This is a genomic window from Cytobacillus spartinae, assembly GCF_042865285.1.
Lineage (GTDB): Bacteria > Bacillota > Bacilli > Bacillales > Cytobacillaceae > Robertmurraya_A > Robertmurraya_A spartinae.
The window spans coordinates 127,817-142,170 of record NZ_JBIACK010000007.1; the positions used below are offsets into that span (position 1 = coordinate 127,817).

Annotated in this window: 10 protein-coding genes; 3 read left to right on the plus strand and 7 right to left on the minus strand. The window is 38.3% G+C overall.

The features are described 5' to 3' along the window. Positions 1–36: 36 nt before the first annotated feature. The 3 genes from ACFYKX_RS14890 to ACFYKX_RS14900 form a co-directional block, all read right to left on the minus strand. Positions 37–888, minus strand: coding sequence for a 3-hydroxybutyryl-CoA dehydrogenase (locus ACFYKX_RS14890; RefSeq protein WP_389361852.1), 852 nt, complete (start codon positions 886–888; stop codon positions 37–39). Between the two features lie 37 nt (positions 889–925). Continuing rightward, on the minus strand, positions 926–2,113 hold the full coding sequence (locus tag ACFYKX_RS14895) for an acetyl-CoA C-acetyltransferase (protein WP_389361970.1): 1,188 nt from the start codon (positions 2,111–2,113) through the stop codon (positions 926–928). A 589-nt stretch (positions 2,114–2,702) separates the two neighbouring features. Then, complete coding sequence (locus ACFYKX_RS14900) at positions 2,703–4,814, minus strand: heterodisulfide reductase-related iron-sulfur binding cluster (protein ID WP_389361853.1); 2,112 nt, start codon at positions 4,812–4,814, stop codon at positions 2,703–2,705. 289 nt (positions 4,815–5,103) lie between these two features. Between ACFYKX_RS14900 and cls the strand changes: the two genes are divergently transcribed. Together cls and uvsE are read left to right on the plus strand one after the other, a co-directional pair. Next, a complete protein-coding gene (cls, locus tag ACFYKX_RS14905; RefSeq protein ID WP_389361854.1) occupies positions 5,104–6,291 on the plus strand; it encodes a cardiolipin synthase in 1,188 nt (395 codons plus the stop codon). 31 nt (positions 6,292–6,322) lie between these two features. Then, positions 6,323–7,279 carry a UV DNA damage repair endonuclease UvsE gene (gene uvsE, locus ACFYKX_RS14910; protein ID WP_389361855.1) on the plus strand — a complete coding sequence of 319 codons (957 nt, stop codon included), beginning with the start codon at positions 6,323–6,325 and terminating at the stop codon, positions 7,277–7,279. Positions 7,280–7,353: 74 nt separating this feature from the next. Here the strand turns inward: uvsE and argS are convergent, their stop codons facing one another. The 4 genes from argS to speE all read right to left on the minus strand — a co-directional run bounded on the left by argS (position 7,354) and on the right by speE (position 11,750). Beyond that, positions 7,354–9,024, minus strand: coding sequence for an arginine--tRNA ligase (argS, locus tag ACFYKX_RS14915; RefSeq protein ID WP_389361856.1), 1,671 nt, complete (start codon positions 9,022–9,024; stop codon positions 7,354–7,356). Then, positions 9,021–9,464: a DUF1934 domain-containing protein gene (locus ACFYKX_RS14920; RefSeq protein WP_389361857.1), complete on the minus strand. Its 444-nt coding sequence runs from the start codon at positions 9,462–9,464 to the stop codon at positions 9,021–9,023. The genes argS and ACFYKX_RS14920 overlap by 4 nt, the downstream gene beginning before the upstream one ends. A 507-nt stretch (positions 9,465–9,971) precedes the next feature. Further along, positions 9,972–10,844, minus strand: coding sequence for an agmatinase (gene speB, locus ACFYKX_RS14925; RefSeq protein ID WP_389361858.1), 873 nt, complete (start codon positions 10,842–10,844; stop codon positions 9,972–9,974). A 78-nt stretch (positions 10,845–10,922) separates the two neighbouring features. Then, positions 10,923–11,750, minus strand: coding sequence for a spermidine synthase (gene speE, locus ACFYKX_RS14930; RefSeq protein WP_389361859.1), 828 nt, complete (start codon positions 11,748–11,750; stop codon positions 10,923–10,925). 421 nt (positions 11,751–12,171) lie between these two features. Between speE and ACFYKX_RS14935 the strand changes: the two genes are divergently transcribed. Next, positions 12,172–14,247: a transglycosylase domain-containing protein gene (locus tag ACFYKX_RS14935; protein WP_389361860.1), complete on the plus strand. Its 2,076-nt coding sequence runs from the start codon at positions 12,172–12,174 to the stop codon at positions 14,245–14,247. The last annotated feature ends 107 nt before the right edge of the window (positions 14,248–14,354 follow it).

Consider the following 14,354-nt stretch of genomic DNA (forward strand, 5'->3'; position numbering starts at 1 on the left):
ATGGTTCATGCCGTTGTCACATATAGAGAGCAAATCTTATTCGTAAACGTAGAAACCGCGTCCTGTTTTTCTACCTAGCCATCCTGCTTTCACATATTTACGAAGTAATGGACATGGACGGTATTTGGTGTCGCCAAATCCTTCGTGTAATGTTTCCATAATGTATAAGCACGTATCTAACCCGATAAAGTCAGCTAGTGTAAGAGGACCCATTGGATGGTTCATCCCAAGCTTCATGACTTCATCAATTGCTTCCTTTGTAGCTACTCCTTCATAAAGGGTATAAATAGCTTCGTTAATCATTGGCATAAGAATTCTGTTTGAAACGAACCCTGGGAAGTCATTTACTTCAACAGGAACTTTATTTAATGTTTTTGTGATGTCCTCAATTGTTTGGTACACTTCGTCTGTAGTAGCTAGCCCGCGAATAATCTCTACTAGTTTCATAACAGGAACTGGATTCATAAAATGCATTCCGATTACTTTTTCCGGTCTATTCGTAACGGCTGCAATTTCAGTGATAGGTAAAGATGATGTATTACTTGCTAAAATAGCATGAGCTGGAGCAATTGAATCTAACTGGTTAAAAATCTTAGATTTAATCTTCATATTTTCCACAGCAGCCTCAATAACTAAATCTACATCTTTTGCATCATTTAAGTCTGTTGATGGAGTAAGGTTACCTAACACCTTTTCCATCTCTTCAGCAGTCATCTTTTCTTTCGATACTTGACGAGAAAGATTTTTATTAATGATTCCAAATCCGCGTTCTACAAACTCTTGTTTTAAGTCGTTTAAAATGACACTGTAGCCAGCTTGGGCACACACTTGTGCAATCCCTGATCCCATTTGTCCTGCACCGATTACCATAATTTTTTGTACGCTCATGTTTTCATCCTCCATTACGATCTATATTTTCGGTTCGTTATTGTTTCGGTACTTCAATCATGACGGCATCCCCTTGACCGCCACCACTACAAATCGCTGCAATTCCAATTCCACCACCACGACGTTTAAGCTCATGCATTAACGTAATAATGATTCTTGCTCCACTTGCCCCGATTGGGTGACCAAGTGCTACAGCTCCACCATTTACATTTACCTTTTCAGGGTCTAGGTTTGCTAGCTTCCCACTTGTTAAGGCAACTGCTGCAAATGCTTCATTGATCTCAAATAAATCAATTTCTTCTAATGACTTACCGGTCTTTTTCAAAATCTCATTGATTACGATTCCCGGTGTTTTAGGGAAGTCCTTCGCTTCAACAGCGATAGCCGCTTGCCCGATGATATAAGCTTCTGGCTTTCTGCCCTCACGAAGAGCACGTTCCTCGCTCATTAATACTAGTGCTGCTGCTCCATCATTTACACCAGGAGCATTTCCAGCTGTAATCGTTCCGTCTTTATTAAAAACTGAACCTAGTTTCGCTAATTTTTCAATCGAAGTGTCTTTACGCGGTGACTCATCCGTTGAAACTACGATTGGATCGCCTTTTCTTTGTGGAATTTCTACTGATACGATTTCCTCTGCTAGTTTCCCAGATTCAATCGCAGCAACCGCTAAAGTATGGCTTCGTAACGCCCACTCGTCTTGCTCCTCACGGCTTATAACCATTTCTTTCGCGACTTCATTTCCGTATGTTCCCATATGAACACCTGTGAAGCTACATGTTAAGCCATCATGAGTCATTAAATCGGATACTGTAGCATCTCCCATTCGCAGTCCCCATCTAGCTTTTGGAAGGATATAAGGAGCATTACTCATCGATTCCATTCCACCAGCCACAATAACCTCTTCATCGCCCACACGGATGATTTGATCTGCTAAAGAAACACTTCGCATTCCTGATGCACAAACTTTGTTTACCGTTTCTGTTTTAACATTCCAAGGTAAGCCGGCATCTCTAGCTGCCTGACGAGAAGGGATTTGTCCTTGTCCGCCTTGAAGCACGGTTCCCATGATGACTTCGTTAACTTCTTCCGCTTGAACATTAGCACGATTTAATGCTTCTTTAATCGAGATTCCTCCAAGTTCTGAGGCAGTAAGGCTGCTTAAAGCACCACCAAACTTTCCAAAAGGTGTTCGGACCCCACTAAGAATGACCGTTCTGCTCATCATAACCTCTCCTTTTCTATTAAACTTAAATTTTTTTAAATGAATTGACTTGTTTGTGAAAGCGTGAATCTAGTTGTGGATGGTTTCGAACGACTGAACGCTCGCTCGAAATCGTTTCTGAAGAAAAGGAGATCATTCCTATTTTCGATCCCCTCGTAATAGTAGTTGTAACTTTTCCATTGTAAGCGCTTTATTATATTTTACTGTAAATCCAAGGAAAATTAAAACACTTTACATAAAATTCGTGCAACTTTTTTACATTCAAAAATTTTTCATACTATCTTACGATGACCTATAAGAAAATATACAAAAATTCTTTGAAAAAGGCCCTTTTTGTAAACTTTGTTGCTCGTTAAGTACTTTAAATGCTTTTAAACGGATTATGGTGCTATTTTTTATTTTGGGAAGAAAAAATACTCGAAGCAAGAAGAAACTGCCTTTTGAAAAAGCCGGCAGTAGGGATTTTTCATGTTTCTTCTCATCTAAGTACTGATAAAGGAATTAATTTAAATTAGCAACAATGTATACGAAAACAGCTTTTAAAAAAGAGGAGACCCTTTACGAATCTCCTCTCTATAAATCTTTTAAATTATGAAACTAATGTTTGTGGCTCTCCACATACTGCTTTTTCAAGTAATTCTGCTACATCGTAAGTTGAAACTGTTTCTTCAACCTCTTTTGCTTTTGTACCGTCAGAAAGCATGGTTAAGCAATATGGACATCCTGAACTGATTACAGATGGGTTAACAGCAAGTGCTTGTTCCGTACGTGAAACGTTAATACGGTGACCAGTTTCTTCTTCCATCCACATTAAGCCTCCACCAGCTCCACAGCACATACCAGTGTCGCGACTTCTTTCCATTTCCACTAGCTTCACACCTGGAATGGCTTTTAGAATATCACGCGGTGCATCGTATACCTCATTGTAACGACCTAAGTAACAAGAGTCATGGAACGTAATTGTTTCCTTAACCTCGTATTGTGGCTTAAGTCTACCCTCTTTTACTAGCTGAGCCAGTAATTCAGTGTGATGATATACTTCTGCAGTTAGACCGAAATCAGGATATTCATTTTTGAAAATATTATAAGCGTGCGGGTCGATGGTAACAATTTTCTTAATTTCGTTCTTTTCAAACTCTTCGATATTCTTTGTTGCTAACTCTTGGAATACGAATTCGTTTCCTAGACGTCGAGCAGTATCACCAGAGTTCTTTTCTTTATTTCCTAAGATAGCGAATTTAACGCCAGCTTCGTTTAAGAGTTTCGCGAAAGATAGAGCAATCTTTTGGCTGCGGTTATCGTAAGATCCCATTGAACCAACCCAGAATAAGTACTCAAACTCTTCGCCTGCTTTACTCATCTCTTTAACAGTTGGTACTTGAACATCCTCACGAGCTTCACGCCAGTTTTCACGCTCTTTACGGTTTAGACCCCAAGGGTTCCCTTGACGTTCGATGTTTTGCATCGCACGTTGAGCATCAGCATCCATTTTACCTTCCGTTAACACTAGGTAACGACGAAGATCAATAATTTTATCAACATGCTCGTTCATTACTGGACATTGATCTTCACAGTTACGGCAAGTTGTACAAGCCCAGATTTCCTCTTCTGTAATCACTTCACCAATTAAGCTTGGGCTATAAGCAAGACCAGCAGCAGATTCTTCTACCCCTTTACCTGCAGCCGCTAAAGCGATTTGGTTTCCTCTTGTATTCCCAAAAGCAAATGTAGGCACCCATGGTTGCTTTTGTGTAACAGCAGCACCGTGATTTGTTAAGTGATCACGAAGCTTCAAAATTAAATCCATTGGAGAAAGCATTTTTCCTGTGCCTGTTGCAGGACACATGTTTGTACAACGTCCACACTCCACACAAGCATATAAATCAATTAATTGGTTTTGGGTAAAATCTTCAATTTTCCCAACACCAAATGATTCTTGAGACTCATCTTCAAAGTCAATTTTAGATAACTTACCTGGTTTTTCAAGGCGATTGAAGAATACGTTCGCAGGCCCAGCAATTAAGTGAGCGTGCTTTGATTGCGGTACATATACTAAGAACGCAAGTAGGAACAATAAGTGAATCCACCATGCGATATAGAATATAACGATAGATGCTGTCTCACCAATCCATCCTAAAGCAATGGCGAACAGGGAAGCGATTGGCTCTGACCATGTTGGTTCGTGTCCATGCCATACTAGACCCATTCCGTTTCCTAATAAAACAGATAGCATTAAGCCACCGATAAAAATAAGTACTAATCCGGATTTAAAGCCTCTTTTTAAGCGTACAAGTTTTTCTACATAACGGCGATGGAAAGCCCAAACGACCGCGATTAAAATCATAAGCGTTACGATTTCTTGGAAGAACGTGAACCCTGCGTACAGAGGTCCTAATGGTAAGTGTGCACCTGGTTTGATCCCTTTAATAATAAAGTCTATCGCCCCAAATTGTACAAGAATAAAACCATAGAAGAACATAACGTGGATAATTCCACTTTTCTTATCCTTCAATAATTTTTTCTGTCCAAATACATTGACCCAAATTTTATCCATTCGCTCTTTAAAATTTTTATCAAACTCTACTTTTTTTCCAAGCTTAATGTATTCGAGTCTTGTCTTTACAACATACACAAACAAACTCACAGCGTAAGCGGTTACAAGTAGAAATGCAATAAGATTAAACCATAATAGTCCGTTCATACCTAAAGCTCTCCTTCCATGAAGTTATCTTGCTAGACCCCCTCTAGCAGCTCAATCACTAGAAAATTTTATTTCAGTCCAAGCAAACGGATACATCCCTCTTATAAAATTCCGTTCATCAAGAATATTAACAACCAATAAAATTTTCTGAATTTAATACCTATTTCCATTATATAATGAATGAGCATTCAGTCAATGATTTTTATTCACTTTTTTACTTTTTATCATAGAAGAATCCTTTACGGGGACAATAATGTAAATACTAGAGAATATTAGGAGGGGATATAAAATGATTCTAACACTTCTAATTTTGTTAGGCATCTGGTTAGTGATTGACTATAAGTTAGGAAGAAAGCAGCATCTTAAATCAATTGTAAAACCAAACCCTCCCTATCGTCAAAGTAATCTGGAAGTTTTCACTAGGGGACAAGACTTATTTAATGATATGTTTACCGAAATAAAAAATGCCAAAAAGCATATCCATGTGATGTTTTATATTGTTAAGGATGATACCATAAGTGAAAAATTTATGGAGATGTTAATAGAAAAAGCCAAAGCTGGAGTAGAAGTACGTTTACTTTTCGACTATGTCGGCAGTTTTAAGGTGAAAAGAAAATCTATAAATGCTTTAAAACAGGCAGGGGTTCAAATTCATTTTTGTCACATCCCAAAGTTCCCTTTTATCTTCTATTCCTCACAGGTTCGTAATCATCGAAAAATAACGGTGATTGATGGTGTAAAGGGCTATTTAGGTGGTTTTAATGTAGGAAAAGAGTATGTAGATTTAGATCCGAAATTAAGCCCATGGCGTGATTATCATTTAAAAATTACGGGTGAAGGGGTAGAAGATCTACAAACACAATTTTTACACGATTGGTTTGAATCGACCAAGACCAATCTGTTACAAAGCAAAATCTATTTTCCCCCTCTTGAGAAAGGAAATATAAAGCATCAAACTATTTCCTCAGAGGGTTTTCTTCTAGAGGATACATTTTCAGATTTAATTAAAAAGGCCAAAGATTCTATCACGATCGGAACACCTTATTTTATCCCGAGTAATCGAATTTTTTCTGACCTAATGAGAGCTTTAGATCGAGGTGTCAAGTTAACCATCCTCGTTCCAAAAAACGCCGATCACCCTTTAGTTCAAGAAGCTTCTTATCGTTACTTTAGACCCCTTATTAAAAAAGGAGCCAACATTTATCAGTATATGAAGGGCTTTTACCATGCAAAAACATTTATTATTGATGAAAAGATTTGCGACCTTGGAACCGCAAATTTTGATCGAAGAAGTTTGTTTTTAAACCATGAAATTAATTGTTATGTAGTAGATCAAAAATACATTAATAAAATGATCCCGATTATTCAAAATGATCTAGAGGATTCTAGGCAGTTATCATTAAAGGATTTAAATAAACCTAATCCTTTTCGTGCCATAAAAGAAGGCATTGCTCGTGTAATCTCGCACTTCTTATAAAATAAGCCTTTAGTAAAGGGGCTAAAATGAAATGAAAATTCGTTTTGGGTATGTCTCCCATGCGATTACGTTATGGGAGGCTTCCCCTGCAAAAACTATTACGTTTACGAGGTATAAACAGCTTTCTGCTAAGGAGCAGAAGGCGAAGTTGCTACAGGTGACCTCTGAGAACATAAAAAACACATTAAGAATGCTTCATTATAATATCGCTCATCAAATTCAAGTGTATCGATTTTCAAGCTCGATTGTCCCACTCGCTACACATCCTGAAGTTTTTTGGGATTTTGTTAAGCCTTTTAAGAAGGAGTGGAAGAAAATTGGTGATCTGGTTAAACAGCATAACTTGCGCGTGAGCTTTCATCCCAATCAATTTACTTTGTTCACTTCTCCGAGAGAGGAAGTAACGAGAAATGCAGTGATTGATATGGAGTACCATTACAATATGCTCAAGGCTATGGGAATTGAAAAAGAGAGTGTCATCAACATCCATATTGGTGGAGCATATGGGGATAAAACTTCTACATTAGAACGGTTCCATGAAAGTTTAAAAACACTTCCACTCGAAATAAAAGATGTAATGACCCTAGAAAATGATGATAAAACCTACAATACAGAAGAAACACTTGAGGTATGTATCAAAGAAAATATTCCGCTCGTATTTGACTACCACCATCATATGGCTAATTTAGGGGAAAAGCCTTTAGAAAGTTTGCTTCCCTCCATTTTTGAGACATGGGAGAGAAGAAGTCTAAAACCCAAAATTCATATCTCATCCCCAAAGTCTGATAAAGCCTTTCGCTCTCACGCGGACTTTGTCGATCCCGAATTTATCAAGCCAATGATTGATATTTTAAAAACTTTCAATAGAGATGTCGATTTTATGATTGAAGCAAAAGGGAAAGATCAAGCACTACTAAAATTAGTTGAGGATTTAAGCAAAATTAGAGGGGTTAAAAGAATTGGTGGTGCGGAGTTGGAGTGGAAATAAGAACTGCACCTCCAAATTAGATATGAGGTGCAGGTTAAAAGGCTTCCTGGTTGGAAGCCTATTTATATGCCTTATTACATTTTTTCCGGTGCGGATACTCCAATTAAAGATAGAGCATTCTTTAACGTTGTTTGAACCGCCTTGATTAGGGCAAGGCGTGCTTTTGTTCTTTCGATGTTTTCAGCATCCAATACTTTTTCAGCGTTATAGAAACTATGGAAAGAAGATGCTAGTTCAAAAATGTAGTTCGTAATGCGGTGTGGCATTCGTTTCTGAGCCGCCTCACTTACTGCTAATGGGAACTCTCCAAGCTTTTTCAACACTTCGATTTCTTTTTCTGCTCCAACTAAAGAGAAATCAACATTTTCATCAAATGTGATTGATTGCTCTTCTCCCTGACGCAAAATGCTAGAAATACGAGCATGCGCATATTGAGCGTAGTATACAGGGTTTTCGTTTGACTGAGATACTGCTAGATCTAGGTCAAAGTCCATATGTGTGTCCGCACTTCTCATCGCGAAGAAGTAACGAACCGCATCTAATCCTACTTCTTCTACAAGATCACGCATCGTAACAGCTTTACCTGTACGCTTACTCATCTTCATTTTTTCACCATTTTTATAAAGGTGAACAAGCTGAATAATCTCAACCTCTAATGTATCGCGTTCATAGCCTAATGCTTGAATCGCAGCTTTCATACGCGGAATATACCCGTGATGATCTGCTCCCCAAATGTTGATCAGCTTTTCAAAGCCACGGTCATGCTTGTCCTTGTGGTAAGCAATGTCCGGGGTTAAATAGGTGTATGAACCATCTTGCTTAATAAGGACACGATTTTTATCGTCACCTAAATCAGTCGAACGGAACCAAGTTGCACCTTCTTCTTCATAAATATAGCCATTCTCTCTAAGCTTTGATAGAGCCACGTCAATTTTCCCGTTGTGATATAAAGACGTTTCAGAATACCAAACATCAAATGGCACACGGAAGTCTTCTAAATCTTTCTTCAGCTTTTCCATTTCATATTTCAAACCGTACTCACGGAAAAATGAAAAGCGTTCTTCTTCATGCACCTCAACATACTTATCGCCAAACTCTTCAGCTAGACGTTTTCCAATTCCAATGATATCTTCACCATGATAGCCATCAGCTGGCATTTCTTTTTCCATGCCTAATGCTTGGAAGTAACGTGCCTCTACTGAAAGAGCAAGATTATTGATTTGGTTACCTGCGTCATTTATGTAGTATTCACGGGACACATCGTACCCTGCTTTAGCTAGAACATTGCAAAGTGAGTCCCCAACCGCTGCCCCACGAGCATGTCCTAAGTGAAGGTCTCCAGTGGGATTGGCGGAAACGAACTCCACTTGAACTTTTTGATTGTTTCCAACAGTCGTTTCTCCGTATTTTTCGCCTGCTTTTAAAATAGTAGGAATTAAATCTGTTAAATAACTATTATTCATGTAAAAGTTAATGAATCCGGGCCCTGCAATCTCCATTTTTTCAATGGATGCTTTAGACTGATCAAAATGTTCGATTAGCTGTTCAGCAATCATACGAGGTGCCTTCTTTGCCACTCTAGCAAGCTGCATCGCCATATTGGTGGAGTAATCACCATGTGCTTTTTCTTTCGGTACTTCTAAAATGACATCTGGTATTTGATCTTCCGTCGCTAAATTGGCTTTAATGACAGCAGCTTTTATTTCGTCTTTTAACTTGGATTGAACTTGTTCAACGATATTCATTGCTTCTCCTCCTCAAAGTGAATTTCTAAATGGTATGTACCTGCATGTGCACCTTGTACATTTAAATCATATAAAAGATCAAGATTTCCCTTTTTACTATCTTCGTTAAAAGTATGGGCTAATCTGTTAGTATGTGTGATCACTTCCATCGTTCCAAATGGGGTTTCATAGCGCCCCTTTAGTTTCTTATACATCTGGAACACCATTCTCATTTTAATCGCGCCACTTCGTAATATTAACGTCTCCTTCTCAGAGACTTTCACAATCGACTTAATGGTTCCTTCTTCCATTACTTCTTCATACTGAAGATAAAACGAGTCATCCTTTTGATAGTATCGGCCAAATGTCGTTAATTCAAAAGTCTCTTTGCTATCTCCATTGCGAATGGATGAATTTACTCGTATTTTAACAGGTTTCTGTTCCGCTGGACTTGATGACAACGGGCACACTTCCTTTTCGTTTACAAAAATTATGTAGAGTTGTTTGCTGATGCAACTTTATTAGTATAAATAGTTTGGGTTCGAAGTGCAAATCTAGGATTTTTCAGGCGAAAAATTGGTTTAATTGAGGTTATTTAGTTTTTAGATATAAGTTTTTTAGATCTTTTGTTGTTTATGCGGCACTTTCTTGGGTTTTTGCGGAGATTTTTGAATTTATGCGGCAGTTTGTAGCATTTATGCGGCAGATTTATCCTTTTATGCGGAATTTGCAGCAATCTATTTAAATGGATGCGACAGTTTCACCAATTTTACCTATGTGCCCCAGCACTCAGTCATGTCTATCAACAAAAATCAACGCTCTATCTACAAAAGTTCCTACTCTTCATACAAAAACATAAAGCTTCTCAACAATATTTGTACTTTAACTACAATTTAAAGGCTTTTATCTACAATTACTATTAAAAATGGCATCTGCACACGAACTGCAGATGCCATTACAATCCTCTATTATTTTACCCACCCAAGAAGCATTTCACGAATAAGTTTACTTGCAGTGTTTGCTGTTTGTTCAGACACATCGTAGATTGGTGCTACTTCTACTAGATCTGCACCAACTACGTTTACATCAGAGTGAGCAATCTCATGAATCGAAGCTAGAAGCTCTCTTGATGTGATCCCACCTGCATCAACTGTTCCAGTGCCAGGAGCATGAGCTGGGTCTAACACGTCAATATCAATCGTTACATAAACAGGACGGCCTGCTAGTTTCGGTAAAATTTCTTTCAATGGCTGATGAACATCGAATTTAGAAATGTGCATGCCCACTTTCTTAGCCCATTCAAATTCTTCTTTCATACCAGAACGAATTCCAAACGAGAACACATTTGTAGGTCCAATTAATTCTGCGACCTTGCGGATAGGGGTTGAATGAGATAGCGGCTCCCCTTCGTAATGTTCGCGCAAATCTGTATGAGCATCCATATGAATGATCGCTAAATCAGGATACTTTTTATACATAGCTTTCATAACTGGCCATGATACTAAGTGCTCCCCACCCATTCCAAGAGGGAACTTATCGTCAGCTAATAACTTATCGACGAACTCTTCGATTGCATCTAAGCTTTTTTGCGGATTCCCAAATGGAAGTGGGATATCTCCCGCATCAAAATACTTTACATCTTCAAGCTCACGGTCTAAATACGCACTATACTCTTCTAACCCAATGGAAACTTCACGGATACGAGTTGGACCAAAACGAGATCCAGGACGATAGCTAACCGTCCAGTCCATCGGCATTCCGTAAAGAACGGCTTTGCTTTCTTCAAAGCTAGGATGGCTTTTAATAAACACATTACCTGAATAAGCTTCATCAAAACGCATACAACATACCTCCATAAAAAAGGGGGTCAGGCCCCCGTTGTTTTAACGTATTAACTTAACGGGGGTCAGGCCCCTGTATTACTTCACTAAATCTTGAACAAATTTAGGTAAAACAAATGCTGCTTTGTGAAGTTCTTTTGTGTAGTATTTTGTATCAATCTCATGGAAGCGCTCTTCACTTACTTCTAGAGGATCATGCTTCTTTGATCCTAATGTGAACGCCCACATTCCACTTGGATAAGTTGGGATATTTGCAATATATAGACGAGTGATTGGAAAAATTTCTTTTACATCCTTTTGAACACTGCTAATTAGATCAGCTTTGAACCAAGGGTTGTCCGACTGTGCGACGAAAATTCCATCTTCTTTTAAAGCTTTAGAGATTCCTGCATAAAATCCTTTTGTAAACAGGTTTACTGCTGGTCCTACAGGCTCAGTAGAATCTACCATGATGACGTCATAGATATTTTCACTTTGAGCAATATGCATGAAGCCGTCGTCTACTTTTACTTCAACGCGCTCGTCATCTAGGTCACCAGCAATCTCAGGTAAGTATTTTTTGCTATACTCAATAACTTTTCCGTCGATTTCAACAAGCGTCGCTTTTTTTACACTTGGGTGCTTTAGAACTTCACGGATAACTCCTCCGTCTCCCCCACCAACAACAAGAACGTTCTCAGGGTTTGGATGAGTGAATAATGGTACGTGTGCTACCATTTCGTGATATACGAACTCATCTTTAATAGATGTCATAACCATATCGTCTAGAAGAAGCATGTTGCCCCATTCTTCTGTTTCTACCATATCTAGCTTTTGAAAATCTGTTTGTTCCGTATGTAATGTGCGTTTCACTTTCATTGTTATTCCAAAGTTCTCTGTTTGCTTTTCAGTAAACCAAAGTCCCATTACGTTCAATCCCTTCAATAAAATCTAGTGAGAGGACATAGCCTCTTTATTTTTCACAAAATTAACTTACTTGTTATACTTCCCCAACTTTATTATTACAAACATGAGAAAAAGTATAGATGAATCTAGCAAAAATGCAAGAAAAAAATTATCCATTCACTTGATTATTTTTTCTATTAGGAGTATAAATGACAATTTTTTATAAGCAAATGTTTAAAACTACCTTCTTTCTTTCATACTGTTACTATGTATTCATTTTATACATTTGAAAGTTTTCCAGCTGTATTTATAATTTTACGCTGGCTTACGTTATCTTCATTAAATTAAGCAGTAAAACTCGAGTTAATTCTTGAACTTAGTTCGGTGTCTAAGCTCCAGTGCCTAGCGCTTACGCCTTTAAAATGATTGTGAGGTGATCGAAATGGAAATTATGACAAATCAACGTTTTAAAAGAACGATTAAATACTTACGGGCCTTTTTAATTGTGGGGCTTATCGGAATGGTTATTGGATTAGTTTCCTTTATTGGCATACTTATTTATGCTAAAGTACTCGGTCCACCTCCACTTGCCGTTCCACAATCGACTTTATACTTCTCGGATGATGGTACGGTGATAGGTGAAAGCCATCACGGTCAAAAAAGATACTGGGTACCCTTTGAGGATATCTCTCCAGATTTAGTAGATGCTACGATCGCCATTGAGGATCGAACGTTTTATCGTCATCATGGCTTTGATTATAAAAGAATCGCGGGTGCTGCTCTTGCCGACTTAAAAGCGATGGCGAAGGTACAAGGTGCAAGCACCATCAGCCAGCAGTATGCGAGAAATCTTTTTCTTGAGCATGAAAAAACGTGGAAGAGAAAGGCTTTAGAAGCTCTTTATACGATTAGAATTGAGATGAATTACTCAAAAGAACAAATACTAGAAGGCTACTTAAATACGATTTACTACGGTAAAGGAGCGTACGGAGTACAAGCAGCTAGTCAATATTATTTTGGAAAAAGTGCTGCAGATTTAACTCTCGCTGAAGCTTCTATGCTAGCAGGAATTCCAAAGGGACCTAACATCTATTCACCAGTCGTTTCTTTTGAAAAAGCAAAGAATAGACAAGGAATTATTTTAGACGCGATGAAAAAAAACGGTTTCATCACCAAAGAAGAAGCAAATAAAGCTTCAATGGAATCTCTTAAAATTGTGGGCAAACATAGTGATGCAGAAAAGAAAGTGGCTCCATATTTCCAAGATGCAGTCAAAAATGCTTTAAAAAATGTTCTAAACCTAGATGACCGAGTTCTTGAACTTGGCGGATTAAGAGTGTATACAACATTAAATATAAAAGAACAAGAAATTGCAGAAGAAACAGTAGAGAACCATATTGCTAAAGATTCGGACATCCAAATTGGCTTGGTTTCCATGGACCCTAAGAATGGACATGTAAGAGCGATGGTTGGGGGTAGAAACTATGATGAAAGTCCCTTTAACCGTGCTGTTCAAGCAGTTCGTCAACCAGGTTCAACGATGAAGCCACTTTTATACTACACGGCTTTAGAACAGGGCTTTACTCCATCAACCATGATGAGAAGTGAGCTTACGACGTTCAAATTCCAGGATAATCGACCTGATTATACTCCACATAACTTCAACAATATTTATGCGGGCGAAGAGATTACGATGGCCCAAGCACTAGCTCTATCAGATAATGTATACGCGGTCAAAACTCACTTATTTTTAGGTGAGAATTCCCTAGTAAATACCGCTAAGAAATTCGGTATTACGACAGACATGACTGCAGTCCCTTCCCTTGCTCTCGGTACCTCAGGGGTACGAGTCGTGGAGATGGCAAATGCGTATAGTATGTTTGCGAATGGTGGAAAAAAGATACAGCCAGTCTATATTGAGCGCGTTGAAAACCACCAAGGAGAAACTATTTATAAGGCTGACACACATAAGGAAACAGTTTTGCGACCTGAAGCAGCTTTTGTTATGACACAAATGATGACAGGAATGTTTGATCGAAATTTGAATGGCTATTCTAGTGTCACAGGAAGTACGTTAATTAATGATATGACAAGAATTTATGCAGGAAAATCAGGGACAACGGACTCTGATAGCTGGATGATTGGATTTACTCCTCAATTGGTTACTGCCGTATGGACTGGTTATGACAACGGTAGCCCGATTGAATTAGTAGCTGATAAAACGTATGCCAAAAATATTTGGATTAATTTTATGGAGGATGCTCTAGATGGTAAACCTGCTAAATTATTTAGAGCTCCAGAGGGGACAGTAGGTGTTTATGTAAATCCGATTAATGGAAAACTAGCTACGGATGGATGTCCTACAAAGAGATTTACTTACTTTGTGGCAGGTACAGAACCGACTGAATACTGTACGGACCATCTCTTTCATGAAAAAGAGGAAAAACCAAAAGGTTCTAAAAAGGAAAAAGAAGAAAAGAAGCCTTGGTATAAGAAACTATTTGATTGGGCTTCCTAGAATTGAAAAACCTCGGGTAAAAATACCCGAGGTTTCTCATGTCCTAGTTCTATAGCGTGTTTACGCTGTACATAGTTTACTTTTTTTAACGGAAAACAGCAAGTACA

Coding starts and splice junctions, on each gene's coding strand:
- ACFYKX_RS14890 (WP_389361852.1), bottom strand. CDS start 888: ATGAGCGTACAAAAAATTATGGTAATCGGTGCAGGACAAATGGGATCA.
- ACFYKX_RS14895 (WP_389361970.1), bottom strand. CDS start 2,113: ATGAGCAGAACGGTCATTCTTAGTGGGGTCCGAACACCTTTTGGAAAG.
- ACFYKX_RS14900 (WP_389361853.1), bottom strand. CDS start 4,814: ATGAACGGACTATTATGGTTTAATCTTATTGCATTTCTACTTGTAACC.
- cls (WP_389361854.1), top strand. CDS start 5,104: ATGATTCTAACACTTCTAATTTTGTTAGGCATCTGGTTAGTGATTGAC.
- uvsE (WP_389361855.1), top strand. CDS start 6,323: ATGAAAATTCGTTTTGGGTATGTCTCCCATGCGATTACGTTATGGGAG.
- argS (WP_389361856.1), bottom strand. CDS start 9,024: ATGAATATCGTTGAACAAGTTCAATCCAAGTTAAAAGACGAAATAAAA.
- speB (WP_389361858.1), bottom strand. CDS start 10,844: ATGCGTTTTGATGAAGCTTATTCAGGTAATGTGTTTATTAAAAGCCAT.
- speE (WP_389361859.1), bottom strand. CDS start 11,750: ATGGGACTTTGGTTTACTGAAAAGCAAACAGAGAACTTTGGAATAACA.
- ACFYKX_RS14935 (WP_389361860.1), top strand. CDS start 12,172: ATGGAAATTATGACAAATCAACGTTTTAAAAGAACGATTAAATACTTA.